16 protein-coding genes are annotated in these 21,490 nt (G+C 44.6%); 11 read left to right on the top strand and 5 right to left on the bottom strand.

Annotated elements, in window-relative coordinates; all coding sequences use genetic code 11:
• Window positions 1-96: 96 nt before the first annotated feature.
• Both IJJ71_RS00705 and IJJ71_RS00700 read left to right on the top strand, forming a co-directional pair.
• Entirely contained in the window at window positions 97-870 is a 774-nt protein-coding gene (locus tag IJJ71_RS00705) for an SLAP domain-containing protein (RefSeq protein WP_296844725.1), read from the top strand.
• Between the two features lie 18 nt (window positions 871-888).
• Entirely contained in the window at window positions 889-1,839 is a 951-nt protein-coding gene (locus IJJ71_RS00700; RefSeq protein WP_296844724.1) for an SH3 domain-containing protein, read from the top strand.
• Window positions 1,840-1,937: 98 nt separating this feature from the next.
• Here IJJ71_RS00700 and IJJ71_RS00695 read toward each other — a convergent pair whose 3' ends face one another.
• Both IJJ71_RS00695 and IJJ71_RS00690 read right to left on the bottom strand, forming a co-directional pair.
• Window positions 1,938-3,110, bottom strand: coding sequence for an ABC transporter substrate-binding protein (locus IJJ71_RS00695; RefSeq protein ID WP_296844723.1), 1,173 nt, complete (start codon window positions 3,108-3,110; stop codon window positions 1,938-1,940).
• Window positions 3,111-3,220: 110 nt separating this feature from the next.
• On the bottom strand, window positions 3,221-3,967 hold the full coding sequence (locus IJJ71_RS00690) for a hypothetical protein (protein ID WP_296844722.1): 747 nt from the start codon (window positions 3,965-3,967) through the stop codon (window positions 3,221-3,223).
• Window positions 3,968-4,053: 86 nt separating this feature from the next.
• On the opposite strand from IJJ71_RS00690, the gene IJJ71_RS00685 reads away from it, so the two are divergent.
• Window positions 4,054-4,887 (top strand): NYN domain-containing protein, encoded by an 834-nt coding sequence (locus tag IJJ71_RS00685; protein WP_296844721.1) that lies wholly within the window; start codon window positions 4,054-4,056, stop codon window positions 4,885-4,887.
• Here the strand turns inward: IJJ71_RS00685 and dinB are convergent, their stop codons facing one another.
• Window positions 4,888-10,797 (bottom strand): DNA polymerase IV, encoded by a 5,910-nt coding sequence (gene dinB, locus IJJ71_RS00680; protein ID WP_296844720.1) that lies wholly within the window; start codon window positions 10,795-10,797, stop codon window positions 4,888-4,890.
• Window positions 10,794-12,797, bottom strand: a complete 2,004-nt coding sequence (locus IJJ71_RS00675; RefSeq protein ID WP_296844719.1) for a hypothetical protein — start codon at window positions 12,795-12,797, stop codon at window positions 10,794-10,796. Before IJJ71_RS00675 ends, dinB begins: the two co-directional genes overlap by 4 nt.
• 146 nt (window positions 12,798-12,943) lie before the next feature.
• Between IJJ71_RS00675 and IJJ71_RS00670 the strand changes: the two genes are divergently transcribed.
• From IJJ71_RS00670 to IJJ71_RS00650, 5 genes are all read left to right on the top strand, one after another.
• Entirely contained in the window at window positions 12,944-14,110 is a 1,167-nt protein-coding gene (locus tag IJJ71_RS00670; RefSeq protein ID WP_296844718.1) for a DUF8084 family protein, read from the top strand.
• Window positions 14,111-14,749 (top strand): hypothetical protein, encoded by a 639-nt coding sequence (locus IJJ71_RS00665; RefSeq protein ID WP_296844717.1) that lies wholly within the window; start codon window positions 14,111-14,113, stop codon window positions 14,747-14,749. It abuts the gene before it with no gap.
• A 311-nt stretch (window positions 14,750-15,060) separates the two neighbouring features.
• Window positions 15,061-15,651, top strand: coding sequence for a tRNA (guanosine(46)-N7)-methyltransferase TrmB (gene trmB / locus IJJ71_RS00660; RefSeq protein WP_296844732.1), 591 nt, complete (start codon window positions 15,061-15,063; stop codon window positions 15,649-15,651).
• A 2-nt stretch (window positions 15,652-15,653) separates the two neighbouring features.
• A complete protein-coding gene (ligA, locus tag IJJ71_RS00655; RefSeq protein ID WP_296844716.1) occupies window positions 15,654-17,591 on the top strand; it encodes an NAD-dependent DNA ligase LigA in 1,938 nt (645 codons plus the stop codon).
• Window positions 17,592-17,658: 67 nt separating this feature from the next.
• A complete protein-coding gene (locus IJJ71_RS00650) occupies window positions 17,659-18,702 on the top strand; it encodes a M23 family metallopeptidase (protein ID WP_296844715.1) in 1,044 nt (347 codons plus the stop codon).
• Between the two features lie 5 nt (window positions 18,703-18,707).
• Here the strand turns inward: IJJ71_RS00650 and IJJ71_RS00645 are convergent, their stop codons facing one another.
• Window positions 18,708-19,436 carry a precorrin-2 C(20)-methyltransferase gene (locus IJJ71_RS00645; protein ID WP_296844714.1) on the bottom strand — a complete coding sequence of 243 codons (729 nt, stop codon included), beginning with the start codon at window positions 19,434-19,436 and terminating at the stop codon, window positions 18,708-18,710.
• Window positions 19,437-19,640: 204 nt separating this feature from the next.
• Between IJJ71_RS00645 and IJJ71_RS00640 the strand changes: the two genes are divergently transcribed.
• From IJJ71_RS00640 to IJJ71_RS00630, 3 genes are all read left to right on the top strand, one after another.
• Complete coding sequence (locus IJJ71_RS00640; RefSeq protein ID WP_296844713.1) at window positions 19,641-20,708, top strand: PTS sugar transporter subunit IIC; 1,068 nt, start codon at window positions 19,641-19,643, stop codon at window positions 20,706-20,708.
• 296 nt (window positions 20,709-21,004) lie between these two features.
• The gene (locus IJJ71_RS00635) at window positions 21,005-21,352 is read left to right on the top strand and encodes an FHA domain-containing protein (RefSeq protein ID WP_296844711.1); all 348 of its coding nucleotides are present in this window, start codon (window positions 21,005-21,007) and stop codon (window positions 21,350-21,352) included.
• 12 nt (window positions 21,353-21,364) lie between these two features.
• Window positions 21,365-21,490: Dabb family protein (locus IJJ71_RS00630; RefSeq protein ID WP_296844731.1), on the top strand; the 126-nt coding region annotated here is incomplete at its 3' end.

The raw sequence follows: 21,490 nt of genomic DNA, 5'->3' as shown, positions 1-21,490 counted from the left end.
AAACTTGGGAAGCGATATTTTGAGTATAATTAAACTGCTTTTCCCATGTTATGAAATTTGCTATACTTTTTTTATCATAAAATTGGAGGTTTTTTTATGAAAAAACGCATTTCTAGGTGCGAGGTAATTGCTTCGTGCGTGCTTGTTTTGCTTGCTGGAGTCATGATTCCTTCTTGCAAAGAAAAAGCACCTGCTGCTGCTTCTGGCAATCCGACCGCAGACAATGCTGGCACAACTGTGAGCAAAGAGCGTACTTTGCGTAACGAGATTGTGCTTTACTTTGACAAGGACGGCAATAATACGCCGCTCTACGCAGAGAACAAAGAGGGCAAGATGGTATGGGCTGATGAGGCCATTCCTGGTGACGAAATCGAAGTCTATGAGAGTCTTGAGAATGCTTCTGAGCCTGAGGTAAAGAATGCAATCCGAAGTTATACTGGCGGCAAAGAAGAGTCAATGGACTTCGTTCATGTTCGCTATTATGGCAAGGATTATTGGACACGCCCGATTTTCATTACCGGACATTCAAAGAAAAACTGGCATCTGACTGGAATGGTTATCACAGAGGATACATATATCTATTCTTCTACTGATTTGGTAAACGCAAAGACTAAAAAAGTCGAGAAAGGTACATTTGTGGCCAAGTATGACTCCGAGACAATCGATGGAATAAAATTTTTCCAAATTTACTACTATGACTGGAGCACTCCTTACGGCAAGGAAGGATATGTAAAAGCAGAGACATGTTCGGATAGTGATATTGCTTTACAAGCTGCACAGGTTGAGCGGGCATTTTCTAATACAAAAGACTTGAAGCCTTTCGTTCGTGAAGATGTGTACGCTCTATTGGAAGATATGAAGGAAATTTAAACAGGCGGGATTATTGTTATGAAAAAGATTTTTGCATTTATTTCTGTCGCATTGCTTGCCATTGCAGGCGTGTGCGCAAAAGAAAGTGTTGTCGCACTCCGTACTCCTGCCTCTCTCTATGAGGTAAAGGAAGGAAATACCGTAAAATGGGCAACTGAAATTACGGCTGGTACTGTTCTTGATAAACGAGGCGATGATGCCGTTAGAATGGACATCTATACCAAATCAAAAACATGGGAAAACATTGAGTTTTACACTGTAAAATATGACGGAAAGGATTACTTTATCCAGACTCGCGACAGTGCTGCCATTAAAAGTGCGGAGGATGTCGGTGTCGTTACTGAAAATGCAGTATTGTACTCAAAGCCTCATATTGCGACTTTCCGAAACGCATGGATTGAGCCAGGTACGATTGTAGCTGAAATTGATCATCAAAGATTACTATTTTCAGAGGTGGTCTTTTTCGACAGTGCTGATGAAGTCCGCCGCACACGATTTATTTATGGTGCAAAAGTTTCTAATAATTCAAACGACATAAAGGCAATTCAGCTGCTCGAAAAAGCCCGCTCTGTGAAAGATGAGGGCTTGCAGAACGACTTCCTTAACAGTGCCGTAAAAACAGCTTCGGCTGGAAGCGGAAAACTTACAAGCTACATTAATTCAGAAGTGAACCGTATTCTCGGCGTAAGCTCATTCAGTGATGACGACATTGTTCCTATTGAGAGCTATAAAGCACACATTTACACTGCTGACGGCTCAAAGGTAAACTTGCGCTCTCTTCCTGGAACAGCCGGTGAAAAGGTTGCTCAAGTTGATAATGGCTGGGAGTGCACTGTATCATTGACTACTGAATCTCAAGAAACTATCGAGGGTATCAGTGCAAGCTGGTTCTATGTTCAGAACGGTGATACTGAAGGCTGGGTATTCGGCGGTTACTTGCAGCGTGAGGAAAACGCTCAGGTTGAATAGTTCAAACTGAATAATTCTAGTATAACTGGGATAAAATAAAAAAGGGACTGTCCATTTCTATTTGGATAGTCCCTTTCTCTTTTTACGGTTTTAAGTCGTTATTTAACAGACTGCTGAGCTACGAAGTCCCATTTGCCAGTCTCGTTGTTTACTTTCTTTACATAAGCAACATCGCGGACTGCATCGCCTGTTTTGTCGAATGCGATTGCACCAGAAACGCCAGTGTATTTTACGCCTGGAAGAGCTTTGATTACATCTGCGCCTTTTGTGCTTCCGGCTGCTTTGAGTGCTTCGAGAGCGGTGTAGTAAGCGTCAAATCCCATTGCTGATACTGCAGCGATTTCGTCGTCGCCACCGTTGTTTGTTTTTGCAGTTGGAGTTGTGTTGAGGTAGTTTCGGAATCCTGTTACGAACTCTGTGACCTGAGAATCTGTTGAGCCTTCAACGAAGAATGTTGTTACATAAAGCTGAACATTTGTGCCCTTTGCCTGTGCGAGAACAACGTTAGAATCCCATGTGTCACCTGCGAGGATTGGAACTGAAAGCCCCTGTGTGTTAGCCTGCTCGATGATGAGGGCTGCTGCTTCGATTGAAACCGGGCTGAAGAATACATCTGCGCCAGTTTTCTTTGCGTTTGCAACATAAGCTGCGAAGTCAGAAGTTCCGTCCGGGAATGTCTCTTCAACAACTTCACCGCCGAGCTTTTTGAATGCCTCTACGAAGTATTTTACGAGACCGCCTGAGTAATCATCGCCGAGCTTTGAGAGACAGTAAGCTTTTTTTGCAGAGAATTTTTCTGCTGCGAGATTTGCAAGAACTGTGCCCTGAAATGGATCAAGGAAGCAGATTCGGAAGTAGTGGTCGTTGCCCAAAGTTACCTGTGGGTTTGTACAAGTGATGCCGATTGCCGGAACGCTTGAAGCCGCAAAAGTATCGCTTGCTGCGATTGAAACTCCTGAGCCGTAAGAGCCGAGAACGACAGAAACACCTTTTGAGATAAGCTCAGATGCTGCAGTTACGGCCTTGTCGTTTGAAGATTCGTTGTCAACGATTTCAAGCTGAACTTTGTATTCTTTGCCAGCAATTGTGACTGTTGGAGTCAAAGAATTTGCGTACTGGATGCCCAAAGCCTCCTGTTTTCCGCCGGCACCGTTGTCACCAGAAGCAGGCTCAAAAACACCGATCTTAACTACGCTGGCTTTTTCGCCACCGCATGAAACGAGCGCAAGGGCAAGAACAGCCCCGCACAATGAAAGCAAAACTTTTTTCATTTGCAATTCCTCTTTTAAGATAAGATTTAGAAAAATATAGCAAAAAATCAAATGATATGGAAGAGAAATTTTCAATATTGAGTATAGCAAAAAGTAGTATCGAAAGAATTTTAGGATTTTTTATCCATTTCAATCTCTTCGAGAAGTTCCCTTTTATAGTCGAACCACTGTGGCACTACGATTTTCTTGAGCGGGCGCGGTGGTTTTCCGTCTTTTGCTTTGGAAGCTTCTTTGCGCTCCAGATAATTTGCGTAGAGTTTTTTGATTTTCTGCTTGCGGAGGAGCTTGCTTGAGAATGGCGTGTAAGGCGTGAGAAGTTCCCGGAGAGGCTTTTTCTGGTCATTCACGAGATGCTCCGTGACTTTCATCGTAAAGAATGCGTCTGCCCTGCTGTCGTGGAATTCCATTCCCCCTGTCGGAATTCCGAATTTTTCGACACAGGTTCCGAGTCCGCCTTTGATTTCGTAAATTTTTTCGAGCACGGTATGGATGTCGTGGCAGTTGAAGTCAATCAAGTCCAAATCGTACCGCATACATTCCGTGGCAATCGTTGCGACATCGTTCTGGCAGCCGAAACCGAGCACGATTCTGTTGCTTTCTTCCAAAAGTGATTTGATTTTATTGTAATGGGTGTGGAATTTCGGATTATTTATGTAATCTTCCCGGTTGTAAGCGAGGCGGCATTTTGAGTCTTTTTTGAACAAATACCAGTCGAAGACAGTTCCCGGATTCATAAGAATATCATCGGATTCAATAACGGAAAAATTCTCATCGCAAAGCACATAGCCGAAGGAGCAGATTTTTCCGATTCCATTAAAGCAGTTAGCACATTCAATGTCGAAAAATAAGTAAGTCATAGGAAGAATTATAGCATTTTTCGAGGAATTTTTGCTATAATAATTAAACTCTGTGCCCTCTGTGGACTCAGTGAGGAATTTAATTTATGGATGAGATTGAACAGAAAAATATCGGTGTCCTCATCGATGCCGACAATACGCCGTGCAAGAAACTCCGCGCGATTTTGCAGGAGATTGCGGTTCACGGCCATATAATTACAAAACGGGCTTACGGAGATTTTTCCCTTCCGACGCTCAAAAACTGGAAGAACGAGCTTAACGACAATGCGATTATCCCGGTGCAGCAGTTCGCCTACACTCAGGGCAAAAATTCCAGCGACAGTGCGATGATTATCGATGCGATGGACTTGCTTTACACGGACAAATACGATGCGATTGCCCTTGTGACGAGTGATTCTGATTTTACGAAACTGGCCACAAGGTTGCGTGAGAGTCAGATTTTCGTGTTCGGGGTGGGGCAAAAAAAGACTCCGCAGTCATTCATCAGTGCGTGCGATGACTTCATTTACATCGAGAATCTTGTCACTGAGGAAGAGGAGACTAACCCTGAGGAAGATGCCGCATTTGCCGAGCAGAAGCGAAAGAGTCACAAGGCTGCCGACAAACCTAAGAAGAGCTTCCTTGGCCTTTTACGAAAGAATGCGAACGGCGAGGTTGTGATGAGTGACCGCCAGTTCCGTAAGATTTTCAAGCTCTTGAACACTGCCTACGACAAATATGCCGACGAGACAGGCTGGGCAGATGTAAGTGCCGCAGGTTCCTTCTTCAAACGGCAGGATCCGGGCTTTGACACCGTGGACTACGGATTCAGAAAACTCACGGACTTAATCGAATACTTCGACGATGATTTTGAGATGAAAAAAGAAAGCGGAAGCAGCCGCCGTCATGTGACTTTCTATTTCCGACCAGTAGAGAAATAATCAGAACTTGATTGTCGCTCCGATTGTCGCGGTTGCTGAAAGAAGCGCGATTTTATTCCATGTCGCGCTGTAGCCCAAGCCTACATCCGTGTTCAGCGAGACATATTTTGAAACCTGTGTCTCTGTTGCGTGCATGTAGTCTATGCTGTACTTCTTCGTGATTTTCGTCGTGCTTGAAGCCTTGCTTGCTGCGAGGTTGAGGCTGTCGGTTTTGATGATTCGTTTCGTGCCTTCTGCTATTTTTTCGCTGAAAATCGAGACGATGCCTTTTGCGAGCGAGGATTCTGCATCCCGTTTCCAGACAATGGTATATTTCCCTTTCCAGCCATCTTTTCCTTCGAGGCTGCCTTCAATTCCGTTTTTGAGGTAATTTTTTTCAGAAAAATAGAATGTCGCCTGAAAATATCCGTTCACAAGATAAGAATATTGGCCTGGTTCGTTGCGGGGAATTTTGACCGCCGCGCTGAGGCTTGAATTGTACTCATCGTTTGAGAACAATGAAAAAAGCGGAATCGAGCCGTTCCTTCCGAAAATGTTCAGGGCAGCGTTGTTCACTGTGTTTTTAATCTGGTAAAAGTCGGTCAGGTTATCGCCTGTCCTGATGTCACGAGTGGCCTCAAGTTTTGCCGAAATCGGGATGAAAAAGTCGTATTTGTTCGCATAGAAAGCGCGCCGCCAGCTGAATGAGTAATTTCCCTGGTAGAAATTTGATTCCCTGTCAGTTTCCTGCACTTTTGTTGCCAAAGAAGAGCTTGCAAGGTCGTAAACAGGCATTGCCGCAAAATAATAGCTTTTTTCGCCGAGCGATTTTTGAAGGTTCTGGGTGTCTTGATTGTAAGAGCCGTCTTTTTCGGCTGGATTCGTGCTTCCTGTAGATTTTTTCCATGAGAATTCGAAATTGTTTTTTGAAAGCGAGAACGGAATGTTGAATCCTGATTTTGTCGTGTCCGAAAATGTTACTTTTGCGGATGATTTGTAATTTCCTTCCGTATCAAAGAAAATCTCAGGCTTTAATTTTAGCGTGTCGAACGAGTAGGAGAGCGAAGATTTTCCGCCGACCGTGCGTTTCTGTGCCTTTTCGTCGCCTGTGTCAAAGCTGAATTCCGTGATTTTTTTCCATGAAGTGCCGTAATTTTCGGTTGAGAATTTTTCTGTTCCCTGTGAGCTGTCTTTTTTTGCGGAAGTTGTCGGGATTTTTTGCGAGATTTTTGATTCCGTGCTGAAAGCTAATTTTCCCGGCACAAAAGAGATTTTTGCCCCTGCGTTCTGCGAAAGTGACCAGGAATCTGAACTTGCCTTTGTGTTCCCTTCGATTGCAAGCGGAACGGAATATTTCGTGAAGTCGATTTTTGCTCCGTTTGCTTTTTCAAGGCTTGTGTCCGCCGCGCTGAACGAGTAGTTTTCTGAGAATGAGAGGATGTCGAGGATTGGTTTTTCTGTTTCAAGCGAATGGCTGGCCGAGGAAAGGGCATTTTTCTGCTCGGTTTGGTCGGACTTTGCATTTTTGTAGGCGTTTGAGAGCGCGATTTGGGTTCCGATTTTGAGATTTGTGAGCGTAAAGCCAAGCGAGGTGGTTGAAGTGAGGTTCTTTTCCCTTGCTGTGTATTTTTCGGTTTCAATTGAAGTTGAGCCGTCGCCTGTTGCTGAAATTTTCAAGTCTTTTAGGATTTCATGGTTTTCTGTTTCAAGAATCGTTCCGTCGATTTTATAACTTGCTTCGATTTTGTCCTGTGCCACGACGAACGGCGTGTTTTCGCTCAGATAAAGCTCGTCGAATGAAAGCGAGCCGTTTTCTTTTGCCGTGACGATGATTTCAAGCTTGACCGGAACAATGTCCGTGTCGAGTTTTGTGAGATTTGAATCTTGTGCGCCTGTCAAATCTATCTCGTATTCATGCCAGATTTCCGAAAGATTTTTGCGGGGAATAGTGTAGATGACGGCTTCTTCTGATTTTTCGCCAGTTTTTGGGCTGGTCAGTTTGATTTTGACTGATGAATCAGAATCTTCCGCGTCAGTTTTGAATTTAAGGTAAAAACTCAGTTTTTTGTAGTCAGACAGGTCGATTTCCTTGAAATTCCGTGAGAAAATAATTTCCTGTTGCTCAGCTTGCGCTTTGTCGAATTTCCATTCAAAGACCTGAACTTTGTTGGTTGAATTCCTATTGAATTTTTTGATTTTTGATGAAGACAAGCTCTGGTCGCCAGCCTGATAATTTTCTGTCCTGACTTCGGCTTCAGTTTTCACATTAAAGACAAGTTCTCCTGCCTCGTAGGGGCCTGCGTAGATCGTGCCGTTTTTGGGGGCTGCTGAAATGTCGTTTGTCGTGAGAATAAGGCGGGCGTTAAAGTTCTGCAAAGACGAGATGATGCTTCTGTCCTCGTCCGAAAGAGTTACTTTTACAATTTGCCAGCCGGATTTTGAAAAGTCGAATGCCTGACGGACTTGTTCTGCTTTTGAATCAGAAATCTTCCATGTCGGTATTCTTTCTGCTTCCTCGACGGAAAAATCATCTTCACTCGAAACACCAAGCTGTAAATAAAGAGAGCATTTTGTTGGGTCATAAGTTTCATTTGGATTCGGATTTTTTAGCGCGATTGAGAAATTGCTTGCGTTTCCAAGATTGCCCGAAAGCCCTGTCGTGTAAAGGCTGACTGCGCTCCATGCGGTATCACTTCCGCTCCCGGCCGTTTTCCCGGAAAAATCCCATTCGAGCGGAATTGCGTAGCCGGAAATTGCCGAGTCTGTTTTGCCTTCTGTCGCTTTAACTGAAGAATTTTTTGAGGATTTTAACTCAATCTGCATGGTTTTGCCGGAAGTTTTTTCGTTCAAGACTGGCTCGAATCCGTCCGGCAAATTGATTCCTGCTTTTTTGGGAAGGTAATAAGTATCGCTTTCTTTGTCGCTGTTTCCTAAAATGCGGTAGTTTCCTGTGGTGTTCTGGTTTTCGTAAGTGAATGCGGCCGTGTTTTTTGCGGAAAATCTTTCTCCGTTGTAGCTAACTTTGCTTGCGAGTGTCAGAAATCCCTGTGAAGAATAGCTTGAGTCTGCAAATTCCCGCTCCGGCGAATATCCCCACCGGCCGGAGGTTGAGATGTCCGCCGAAACTTCGTCCGTAAAGTCATATTTGAATCCGCCAGCCAGCGAAAATGTTCCCGATTCTGAGTCTTCGCTTTCCTCGTACCAGCGGGCAACAATGTGGTCGCTTGCCGCTACTGCTGAACTCAGCGTAATTGTGCCTGCCTCACTGTCATATTTTGCGGAGCCATCAATCACGCCGTTCTTGTAGACCGTAACTGTTCCTGAAACTGCCTTCGTTCCGATTTCAAGCCTGTTCACTGGAGAAAAACTCCTGACCTGAAGGACTTTTTCTGCTTCTTTTCCGCCGCCAAGATAAATCTGCGGATTGAGCCGTGCCAGTGGAAAAGTTTCATGAACGAGCTTTTCCAAAGAATCGGAAGCGTCATCTTCGCTCAAAGAAACATCAGCGTACAAATGATTTGAATAGAAAAAATCCTGCTGTGAGAACCGAAGATTATCCTCGTCAATCACGACCGTGTAGCCTGAATCCGCCGTGGAAGTCTCAGAGTCCGCAATCTGGGCATCACTAGCCTTGCTAGAGCCGCAATCGTATCTGCTTGCAACCATAAAAGGCGAGAATCCCCCCGGATGCTGCAAGAAAAGACAATCCTCACCGTCAATGGAATAAATCAGTTCCCCAACAGCCTTCCCCGAAGAAGCTCTTTCCCGCCCATCACGAACAAACATCGGGTAAAAATAGCTTTCCACTTTCCGTTTTCCGTTTTCCACTTGAAAGAACCACTCATCCAACTTGTCAAAAAACGCCTCAAAATCACTCTGGCTGACCGGGGAATAAAAAGTCACCGCAACTGCCGGCAAAACTCCGTTCTGACGAGAAGCCTTTGCATCCTTTGAGAGTAAAATCTGATTCTGATTCGCAAGGAGAAGATACTGTGTTCCGTCGAGTTTTTTGAATTTCCGCCCTTTTGAATCGCGGTAACTTCCCGAAGAACTTTCAACATAAACGGCCTTTACATTCTGGATAAGATTTGCACCTGGCAAGATGTACTGGCTTCCCGTGTTGTAATTTGAGAGGGAGATTTCATTTATGCTCACAGAATTCTTTCCGTACCAGGTCTTTTCGTGAGCTTTGATCAAATCGTAGCGCATGGCCGCGTCTGCCTGCCAGTTTAAGCCTTTCCAGTTGAAAGATATTCCAGGAGCCTGATTTTCGCCACCACCGATTCCACGGTTCACATCATCGACTGAATATATAGAAGGAAAGATGATTTTTCGGTTTGAGATTCTTGCAGATTTTAAATATCCCTCACCGATGTAGCCTGCCGCAACCGTGTTTTTGTTGAATTCGTCCGCAAAAGCCGCCTCAAAGTACCAGTGATGATTCAGCATGAAATAGAGCGACAAATCAACATTCTGCGCGAAGACTGGCGTGGTAGTCGTAAGAACAGGCGTGTTCCCAAAACCGAAAGAATAGGTCGCTCCGCCAGTAACGGTGCTTTTCCAGTAACCAGAAGCAAAAAATTCGACATTCTGATCGCCATCTTTGCCAAAATCCTTGTTAAAAATCGAGACGAACTTGCTCGAATCAGAAAGAGGAAGTCGGGAAGTGTCAAAGACGATTCCTGCCGCACCATCAGCTTCTTTTTGCGTATCAGCCCTCGCTTCCTGAATTGGAAGAAAAATCATTGCCAACGCCAGAGCCGAGCCGCCCAAAAGACGCGCTTTAGTGATTTTTAGTGACGGATCTTTTTCCTGAGCCTTTAAAATCGCGTTCTCAAGCCTGCGTTTTTTTTCTTCGCCGAAATCAAAAAGTTCCTGCTGGTGCGGCGTTTTTTCGTCTTCGAGATTGTACATTCCCACGCCCAGAAGCCTGATTCCCAAATTTGAGTTGCGTTTTTTTTCAAGCAAAGCCTTTGCCCGCTCAAATAAATCATCTACGCTAGAAACATATCTTTCGCTCGTAGACTGAACGTTCACCGTCGAAAAATCTTCGTAGCGGATTTTAAGCGCGACCGAGCAGCTTCGGACTTTTTCTCGGAGGCTTCGGAACATTACCGTGTGGCAGAGAGAGAGAAGTGCGGTCTCGATAATCTCCGGGTTTGTCAAATCGTATTCGTAAGTGTTTTCCGCGCTGATTGAACGGCTTTTTGGCTCAGCACGAAAGTCCGCCCCGGCGTTTCCGCGCACCGAATTGTACAGAAAAGTTCCGGCCGCGTTTCCGAAAAGGCTTTGCAGGAGTTTTTCGCTTCGGTTGTAAATGTCACGCGTCGTTCTGATTCCGTAATTTTCGAGCTTTGCAAGAGTTTTGTTTCCGGCACCCCAGACTTTCGTAATCGGAAGGGAAAGCATGAACTCAGTTTCACCGCCAAAAGGCACGACCGTAAGCCCGTCAGGTTTTTTCAGCCCCGAAGCGATTTTTGCGCAGTATTTAGTGGAAGCAAGCCCCACCGAGACCGTAAGACCTGTTTTTTCAAGGACTTCAGCCTTAAGTTTCTTTGCGGTCTCAACGGGATCTCCGAAAAGTTTTTCTGTTCCTGTCAAATCGATGAATGCTTCATCAACCGAAATCTGCTGGATGTCAGGCGAATAATTTTTGAAAATTGCCATGACCTCCTCGGATTTCTCGTGATAGCGTTTCATTCTCCCGCGCACAAAAATTCCTTGCGGACAGAGTTTTACCGCCTGAAAAGTTGGCATCGCTGAGTGCACGCCGAATTTCCTTGCCTCGTAGCTTGCCGTGGAAACGACGCTCCTTCTGTCACCGGGCAATCCCCCGACAATCACAGGTTTTCCGCGGTATTCGGGATGGTCGAGCTGCTCAACTGAGGCGAAAAATGCGTCTAAATCAACATGAAGAAAGACTTTGTTCACTCGACATTAAGCTCCCTTTTTTCGATTCGGAATGTGTGCTGGTCATCAGTTTTGTAATAAGCAGTGACTTCGATTGTTGCAGGAGTTTTTTCCGGGGCAGCGTAGTCAATCGTGATGTTTTTCGGAGGATATTCCGGGATGACGAAAGAGTATGAGTCAGTGCCGTCATGATTCGTGATAATCGTGTAATCGTAGATTGAGTCATAAATCGGGTGAGTTCCCTCATTTCCGTTGAGAACTACTTTGTAGCGGAGCGCATCCTCTTCGGAAATAAGCTTGATGTGGTTTGTGGTCATCCCGGAGAATTCATCTTTGCTCAGTTTTGCAGAAATCGTGAATTTTTCTTCGCGGAAAATTTTTGTTTCGATTCTCTGGGATTCCCTGAAATCCGGCCTGTAAACGAAATGGGAGATTGCGAATATAAGTGCGAAAGTGAATGTAAGAATCGCAATCGTGGAGAAAATACCGTTCAGAATCATCTTTTTCATCGTCCAGCCCTTGATTCCCGCGCGGATATTAAGGAATACCAGAATCCGAAGCCATGTAATCTGGAACGGGAAAATTGCGAGCGAAAGAAGAAGATTGTCTCTGGCGGAAGTAAAGACAGCGTTCGTAAGATCAAAGTCGTCCGCGCTTCTTATTATGATATATCCGTAAGGAACGAAAGGAATGAGCATCAGGATAAAAAATACGCACAGCGCAGGAAGATTCTTGGCAATACGGGAAATATAAATAATTATGTACTCAGCGACAAAAATTACGAAGAGAGTCAAATCCCTTGTTGAGAACAGGAAAATATTGAAAATCGCAACGACCATAAGCAAATAGCCGTAGATGAACGCCGTCGCCGAAAATTTGAAGAGGCCCTGCACGACAAAAAGAATCGAGATGAAAATCATGGAGAAAACAATTTTGATTCCGTACTGGAAGATTGGATTCAGCGGAAAAAAAGCGGAAATGAAGGCGACAAAATGCTGGCCGAAAAGAAGCGACAGGAAAGCAATTCCGATAGTGAAAGGAATCATGTAGCTTGATTTGATGAAGTCGTATTTATGCCGTTCGCCATGTTCACCCAGAAATGAGAAAATGCACAGAATTAGGATTGTGAGAATTCCGACCGAAAGACAGCTGATGATGATTGTGCGCTCGTTGATGAAAACCGCCTTGAACATGTTTCCACGGTTTATGTAGATATAGTGCATGTCCCATTCGCCGGTGCCGTCGCTTTGGTAGGTTTCCGCGAATTTTTTTAGTGATGAAAATTCCTGGCTGCCCGGAAAACTTAATTCGATTGCCGGAATGTTATTATCGAAGAAGAAAGAAAGCCTGTCCGTGCCCTTGAGCAATCCGAGCCTGTAGATTGACGCGAGCTGGTTCTTGAATGAGAAATTTGTCTGGGTGTCAAAGAAAGTGTCCGTAATCCTTTTTGTGAGCCAGAGCGGGGTGGAGAATTTGCTTCCGCCAGTGTAAATCGAAGTGCTTTCATAAGAATTGAAGCTGATTGCGAGCGCGCAGCATGAATCCGAGTCCTCGACAGACGAAGCGAATACTTGTGTGCCTCTGATTGAGCCTAAATCCTTGAATTCACAGTTGTCCAGGGCCGAAAAAAGAATCGTTGCCGACCAGTCGCGTTCCATTCCCTGCAAGAAGGTGAGAAAATCAAAAATCTCGCTCTCATGGTTCTGAAAATCTTCCTGCTGAAAGCAAAAAATGACTTCGTTCCGCCTGATTTGGGAGCCTGGGTTTTCTGATTCATCCTGATTTTCAGATGCTTTTGTCGGCGGAAAATCCAAAAGAATGTTATATGCGAATTTGTCCTGCCCGGTTGATGAAAGTTCCTGCTTGACCGGTGAGAATCCTTTTTTTGAAATTGCTTTGTCTACGGCCGTGGAAAGATTATTTCCAAAAAGAAATTTTTCTTCTATATATTTCTGCGGGAAAAGTGCAAAATGTGCCGAAAATATAAGAAGAGCCGTAATTATAATTTTACGAAAAAGCATTTTAATAAGAATATAAGGAAATTCTGATTTGTTCAATCGAGCGCAAATCCTTGTGTGCAAATCATCGTTTCCTTAAAAATTGTTAGTTTACAATTCAAATGCCATAGTGTATAATTATACCGTTGCATTTAAAAACAGGAGATGCTATGCCAGCTGAAAAAAAATTTGTCTTGAACTTGCCACTAAAAGTAATTTTGACTGAGGAAGGCACCTCGCATTTCATAAGCAACAAAAAAAAGCTTCTCCGTATCAGGCTGGCTGATAATCTCGAAGAATACGGCATCTCTCTCAATCCATTCTCACCACAATCAATTCAAAATATGATTATGGTGGACTACATTTCCAAAATCGAAATCTCCATGTCCGAATTCGTCTCTGTCCGTCAGGAAGTCATGGATTTGGCAAAGGTCGTTGTATATTCAATCCTGTACAAGCAGTTTGACCGTCAGGTTTTCGCCGATGTAATCAAATGTGACTGTGTTCGCAAGCACAACCGCACCAATCCGAGCGAGCTTATCGATGAGCGAACAAAAATCGAAGACAAGCAGCTCCGTGCAATGATTTCCAAAAAAGAAGTCGTGATTCGTCAGGCCAAAAAAGAAATCCTTGACCCAATCTGGAAGTCAATCATGGAGAACAAGGAATATTCCCTTGAGGAGCGCAATATCTATCTCCTCATGACTGAAAAATTCCTCAACCGGCTCTCTCTCATGAACTGGTACATCATCCTCAAGTTCTTCAAGGACAAAGAAGGCTTCTCTCAGATTAACATCGCAATCCGCCATCTTCTCCAAATTTACATGGAAAAGTCACGCGTAGCAGAATACATCTCAATCCTCCTCATGGAGCTTGCCCTTAACGCCGAAAACCAGAACCTCAAAAAAGAGGCAAAAGTTCTTTACAGCGGTGTCGAGGATTTGGACGCGCTCCTTTTTGACCCGGAAGTCCGCTCGAAAATCATCGCCGAGCTAAAACGCAAGCATGAGCTTGTTTCTCTCTCATGGAAGCTTGGCGGCGGCTCAACGGCTATCGGTAAGCAGGGCCGTCTTCAAATCATGGTTCTCAACAAAAATGACGAGAATCAGGAAACAAAGGCAAATATCGAGGACAAAATGGCTGCCGACACAAACAAGCGTTCCCTCATTGATTTCTACCGCGAAATCCCGGACGGGCAGGGCAGCACTGATTTGGGCTTGTACTATCTTTCTTATCTTGATGATGCCTGCAAAAAGCTCAATGTAAAATTTGAGTCAATCGTCAACCAGTTCGCAAATCAGGATTTGACAGTCATCAACCTCATTTTCAATTTCTAAATGCGGCGTTTTTTTTCCTGCTTTCTGGCAATTTTTGTTTCATCTTTCTTTTTCTCATGTTCTGACAGCGAGGCTGATGTCATAGCGGCAAACGCAACCGCAGTTTTTGATTTCAGCGATGAAGAGTCCGTACCTGCAACAAGGCTCGCAGTTTTTTTTCAGGTCGCAAATGAAGTTCAGAGGACCGAAAGTTTTACCGTTTCAAGCAATGGCTCCGGCTATTACTGGACGGTTTCAAATCCATCGGTTTTCACGGCCATGAATAAAAGCTATGCCTATTCCGTAAATTTAAGTCCGCCAAGCGGTGAAAACATTGCGGTCGGCCCATATTCGGTCAAATATTATGATGCTGCCGGCAAAGAAGACCAATTTGATTTTTCAGTCTCTTACAACGAGGCACTGGTTTCAGCAAAATCTTCCGAAGTAAAGGAACTGCTTCCGTCGGCCGTCGAGAACATTGCCATTTATTCTGATTCTGGTGAACTTCTTTTCATGGGAAAGGCAAAGTCCTCGTGGAAGACAAATGAAGACATCCTCAAGGATTACAAACTTGCACAAACAAAGCGGATTTGTTATGTAACTCCCGGTAACACAGTTATTTGCATGATGCCAGAAGAAAAACTGAAAGCGGAAAACTGAAAATGGAAAGTGGAAAGATGAAAGAAGAAATGATTGAGAAAACAAACATCAATGTGGAAGGGGAAAGCCTTCCCCTCGCTACAGCCGCAGAAGCGTCTTCCGCTACCCCTTCTAGCTGGGTAGGGAGCGGCACTGCAACGCAGGGCAAAAACTCACGAGGTGAGTTTTTAGCGAGTCTCGAAGCAACTTGTTGCGCACGCACCCCTCAACGCCCCGATTCTCGGAAATCGGACGGAAGTCACCGGGAAATTCATACTTTTGTGCTCCGGCAGGGGCATTTTACGGCCAGCGAGCGCAAGGCTTATGAGGAAATGCACGATGAATTCTGTGTTCCTTATTCAGAGAGCCTGCTTGATTATGAGAAAATCTTCGGGAACAAAAATCCTGTTGTGGTCGAAATTGGTTTTGGAATGGGAAAAGCTACGGCTATCATCGCCGAGAACAACCCCCAGATTAATTACATCGGAATCGAAGTTCACAAACCTGGCGTTGGCAAATTGCTCGGCGAAATCCGTGACCGCGGGCTAAAAAATCTCCGCATTATCGAGCATGATGCGATGGAAGTTCTCAAAAATCAGCTTGTAGACGGCTCCGTTTCGGCTTTCCATATCTTCTTCCCGGATCCGTGGCAGAAAAAACGCCACTTCAAGCGCCGGCTTGTTCAACGCCCGAGGACGGACTTAATGGTTCAAAAACTCATCAAAGGCGGATATTTGTACTTCGTAACCGACTGGCTTCCTTATGCCGAATTTGGCCTGGAGCAGCTTACGGCCACCGAAGGACTCAAAAACCGCTACGAAGGCTATGCTCCGCATCAGGAATGGCGACCAGAAACCAGATTCGAGCAGAAAGGCATTGACGCCAACCGCGTAATCAACGAAATGATGTTTGAGAAAATTTAATTATGGCAGATTTATTTGACATTGACGAAAGTGCTAGAATCAGCGAGCTTGCGACACTCATAAAAAAATATCAGGACTCTTATTACAACGGCGAAGGTGAAATCTCCGACGCTGAGTTTGACAAACTTTGGGATGAGTTAAAATCTCTTGACCCGCAGAATCCTGTTTTGCAGCGTGTCGGTGCGGACTCTGGCAATTTTGCGAAAATCCGCCATATCATGCCGATGGGAAGCCAGGAAAAGGCCGCAAACCCGGAGCAATTCCTTGCCTGGGCAAAAACTCATGCTTACGACGAATATCTTGTTGAATACAAGCTTGATGGTGCTTCTCTGGAGCTTCAATATTCTCATGGAGAGCTTGTGCGTGCCGTTACTCGCGGAGACGGAACAATCGGAGACGACATCACTGCAAATGCGCGAAAAATGCAGGGCGTAAAAATCGCTCTGTTTGATGAGTCAAACAATAAAATTGATTTCACAGGTGCTGTCCGTGGCGAAGTCATCATGACTCACACAGTTCATCAGAAATTTTACGCTGATAAAGCCAACTGCCGCAATGCCGCAAACGGTCTAATGAAGCGAAAGGACGGAACCGGCAGCGAAAATCTCTGTCTCATGACTTACGATGCGCTTGCAACCCAGGGCGAAAGTCCGTTCAAAGACGAAGAAGGCAAAATCAACTGGCTTAAATCATGCGGATTCAAAACTTCGCCGCTAAAAATCTGCAAAAATCCTGATGAAGTAATTGAGTACCGTGCCGAAGTCATGGAAATCCGAAAATCTCTGGACTATGATATCGACGGCCTTGTAATTAAAGAGAGGCGGATTGACTTGGCGGATGCGAGCCGGGCTAGGCCTGACCGTCAGATTGCTTTTAAATTCTCTCTCGAAGAAGCCGTAACGACTTTGCGTGATGTTGAATGGAGCGAATCTGGAGCCACTTACACGCCGGTCGCTATTTTTGATGAAGTTCAGCTCAACGGAACCACAGTTCAGCGCGCAAGCCTGGCAAACCCGGACACAATGCGCGCTCTCGGAGTCAAAATCGGAAGCCGGGTTGTCGTCGTAAAGCGCGGCGAGATTATCCCGAAGATTGAAAGCGTTCTGAATGAAGAGCCTGACCAGGTAACAAGCGCGATTGTTTTCCCAAAAAAATGTGCTGTTTGTGGCTCGGAACTTATTGATGAAGGAAGCCGACTTTACTGCCCGAACAAAAATTGCGATAAAAGGGTGCTTCATCAGCTTCAGAAGTGGATTTCAGTGGTTGATATCCGCGATTTCGGCGACACTTTGCTCCGCGAGCTTTTCATAAACAAGGAAGTCACTTCAATTTCGGACATTTATAAACTCACCGCAGAACGACTCGTTCCGTATTTCCTGAATGAGGAATCAATCGAAAGCCAGAAAGATTCTCTGGGCGCAAAAAAAGTCTATGAGAGCATCCAGAATCATCGGAAAATGGCACTTTCCGTCTTTATCGGCGGTTTCGACATCGAGGGAATCGGTGAGACAATGGTTCAGAAGCTGATTGATGCGGGCTTTAACTCGCTCGAAAAGCTTCTTTCCGCAACTCAGGAACAGATTGCTTCGGTCTATGGCTTTGCTGAAATTACCGCAAAAATTCTGGCAGAAGGTTTGGCTGAGAATAAAGAAGAAATGCTTTCTCTTACCCAGAGCGGAACAATCCAGCTTGAAGAAATCGGGGGCGGAGCCTTGGAAGGAAAATCGTTCTGCTTTACAGGTGAATTGCGCACAATGAAGCGGGCTGATGCCGAGGCAATGGTCAAAAAAGCGGGCGGAAGCTGTAAATCAAGCGTTACAAAGGATTTGAGCTATCTTGTCACGAACGACACTTCATCCGGCTCTTCAAAAAATCAGAAGGCCGCCAAATTCGGAATTCCGATTATCAATGAGGACGAATTTTTAGCACTTTTCTTGTAACAAGAATTTCCTTGAAATTTTCCTAAAAAGCTAAGTGATTTTTTATAAAAAGTGTTATAATTATGGTATGAAAAAATATTTATCATCTATAATTGTAACGCTTTTTTTATTTGTGGCTTCAACTTCTGTTTTTGCAGTGTCGAAGAAAATCGTTTATAACGACTATTCTGTCAAAGTTTTTTATCCGGAATATGTGCAGCCGGGTGATGCGGTTTTTATCCGCCTGGAATGTGACCTTGGCAGCGCACGGGTTGTTCAGGATTTGGAAAGTCAGGGCAAAAAAAATGAAACAGCCTCTCTTGAGCTTTTCAAAAAACTTGATGATGGAAATCTTCCTGAGAAACCGCTCGCAAAGGCTAAATTTTATAAGCTTGAGCGTCATGTAACAAAAGAAAGCATAAATTCAGTTCTTTTTGTCGGCGTTCCTCTTTCTACTTACGAAAAAGCGGGTGAATGTGTCGCAAAAATCACTTACTCGGTCTTTGATAAGGGCGAGTCCACTGTAACAGTTCCTGTCAAGATTTTCGCAAAGGATTTTGTCTCTGAGACCCTTGAACTTGATTCTACGAACACAGCAATAAAAACTGATTCATCTGACGAGCGCAAAAAGCAGATTGACCGTCTCAATAAAATCCTCGGCGCAAAACATCTTTCGGCAGTTTACGAGACTCACAGGTTTACGGTTCCGAATCCTGCAAAAAGAATAACTTCAAATTTCGGTGACAGACGGGTTTACAAATACACTAACGGAAAAAGCTCTGAAAGCCTTCATTACGGAATTGATTATGGCATCCCCACTGGAAATAAAGTCCGATCGTGCGGTCGTGGTAAGGTCGTCATGGCTGAAAACCGCATCTCAACAGGCTGGAGTGTTTGTATCGAGCATCTTCCAGGCCTTTATTCCCTTTATTATCACATGGACAAGCTGAATGTTGAGGTCGGAAAAATCGTCAATCAGGGTGACTTGATAGGCCTTTCAGGCGCGACAGGACTTGCGACAGGCCCGCACCTTCACTGGGAAGTCCGTCTCAACATGGAGGCAATCAATCCTGACTTCATGCTCGGTGACTTCGCCTTTTCCGAAGAAAGCGCGCTCAGAAAATACAATTAGGTCTGTTAATCAGCCTTGTTAATTACAATTATTATTGACAGATAGGCTGATTCAAAATCTTTTTCGCTCAGGTGTAAAAGTTCCTCGCCGCAAAAAATCTTTTCTTCGGGCAGGCTCGCTTTTTGCACAAGGGTGGCATTCTGGATTAGCCCCGTCTCATCAAGAATTGAAATTATTTCCTTTAAATGCCGCCCCATTTTCATCAGGATTTTTGTTCCTTCGTCGGTGAGTGCGGCTTTAATTTTTCCGTTTGTATAATAGCTGTCTCCTGGAATCACTGTGAGTTTTTCATCAGTTTCGCAAAGTGAGAGCGAGGCGGAGCAGGCTGCCTGAGAAAATGAGTTTACCCCTGCAGAAAATTCTATGTCAAAGCCGTGCTTTTTAATCAGGCTTGCAGTGCGTGCGGCCGTGGAGTAAAGCGTGACATCCCCGATTGAAAGCATGGCGACATCTTTCCCGATATTCATGTATTCTTCACATTTGCTGGCAATATGTTCATATTCCAGAATTGTTTTTTCCGGATTCCCGGACATTGAAAAATGGCATGGAACAAGTGTTTTTTGATGGAAGTCGATTCCAGTGTCATGGAAAATAGAATCAAGCGCGATTGTGTTCCGCTCGCTTTCCGGGTAAAAAATTATTTCACACCCCTTTAGGATTCTGATTGCCTTTAGAGTGAGAAGTTCTGTGCTTCCGGCACCTGTGCTCACAGCGTAAAATTTTCCTTTTTTCATAAAAAACATAGTAGCACATTTTTTATTTTTCTGTTACATTTTCTGACATATAAAAACAGATGCTACGGTTTTGATGACTGATGACAGACTCGCTCAATATATAAAATATCTTGCGTACTGTCTAACGAGTTCAAGAACGCTCCTAAGTCTACATCAATATGTACTCAACGGAAAACTTATCTTTTCTCTTTCAGGAGTGTTCTTATGAACAAGTTTGTAAAGCGTTATCTTATTGACGCTCTCAGCGGTATGGCTCAGGGACTTTTTGCATCCCTGTTGATTGGAACGATTATTAAGACTCTGGGACAGCAGCTTTTGCGTCTTGGAACCAATCCAGTATTTCAGTTTTTAGTAGACGCGGGAAGCTTTGCCGGCGATGCTCATGTGGTTGGAGCAGCTATGGCTGTTGGTATTGGCTTTGCGATGAAACTTCCTGCCCTTGTTTTGTTCTCTCTCGTTGCCGTAGGAAGTGCGGCCAATGTAACAGGTGGGGCGGGCGGCCCTCTGGCAGTTCTTGTCATTGCGGTGATTGCAGCCGAGCTTGGAAACCTTGTCAGCCGAAAAACAAAGGTTGATATTATCGTAACTCCTCTTGTAACAATTCTTTCCGGTGCGCTTCTTACTGTTCTTTTTGCCCGCTACATCGGACTCGCGGCTTCTTCCATTGGAAACATCATCGTCTGGGCGACAAAACTTCATCCGTTTGTAATGGGAATCATCATTTCTGTGATTGTTGGCATTGTCCTCACTTTGCCGATTTCTTCTGCGGCAATTTGTGCGGCTCTTGGTCTTGTAGGCCTTGCGGGTGGGGCAGCTGTAGCTGGTTGTTCTGCTCAGATGGTTGGATTCGCAGTTCTTTCCTTCCGTGAGAACGGCTGGGGCGGTATTCTTTCACAGGGCTTGGGAACGAGCATGCTTCAGATGCCGAACATCGTTAAAAATCCAAAAATCTGGATTCCGCCAACGCTTGCTTCGGCAATCACAGGTCCAATCGCAACCTGCCTTTTCAAAATGGAAATGAACGGTGCGGCAGTCTCTTCTGGCATGGGAACATGCGGTCTTGTTGGTCAGATTGGAGTGATTTCAGGCTGGTTCGCACCAAGTGAAGCTTCAGTCAAGCATGGGGCTGCTGCGATTTCTCCGACAGCATTTGACTGGATTGGCCTTGTCCTTGTATGCTTTGTTTTGCCAGGCGTTTTGAGCTGGGCATTCGGTCTCGCACTACGGAAATTAGGCTGGATAAAAGAAAACGATTTGCTTTTAGAGGGGTAGGTTGGATGCCCATGCGCCGAAGGCGCAAACGTCAATAGCTTCCAATAGGCAAACGGCGGCTTGTCCGCCGTATTAAGGAAGGTGATCTTACGCTAGAGTAAAACGGCGTTGAAATATAATTCTTTATATTCTGACTAAAGTAAAAAATATGCGTAGGTGAGGTTCTGACAAAAAGTCGCTTGAACTTGTTCACCGCGACTTTTGTGGCAGGTTCTCACCGAGAGCATATTTTTATTTCAGCAAAATAATTGATTGTTTTTGCCATTCTTTTCTTTTCGTGTTATAATCTAGCTATTATGGCAAATGATACAACTATTGCAACAACCAGCCCCATCGGGCAGCATTTGGAAAAAGTTTCAGAGGGAGCTCCTGTCTCTTATCTCATGTTCAACCAGAAAAAAATCAATCTTGTAGCTAAAATGACGCTTGGGCGCTCTGTTGAGTGTTCGATTGTTATTGACAACAAACTGGCAAGCCGGCAGCACGCTACGATTCAGAAAATTCGTGATGCGTATTTTATTAAGGATGAAAAAAGCACAAATGGTACATTCCTTAACGGGCACCGCGTGCCTCCTGATAAATATGTAAAACTCAACCCTGGCGATAAAATCACTATCGGTACGACAACGCTCGTAATGTCGTAAAAGGAATCAAAAATGGTAAAGCACATTATTCTCTGGACTCTCAAAGATATGCCGGATTCAGAAAAGACTGAAGTCAAAAAGGCAATCAAGCAAGGTCTTGAAGCCCTCAAAGGGAAAATCCCTGGCCTTGTTGAAATA

It is taken from the genome of Treponema sp., from assembly GCF_017430385.1.
Classification (GTDB): Bacteria; Spirochaetota; Spirochaetia; order Treponematales; family Treponemataceae; genus Treponema_D.
This window is presented reverse-complemented; position numbering and strand designations above follow the sequence as displayed.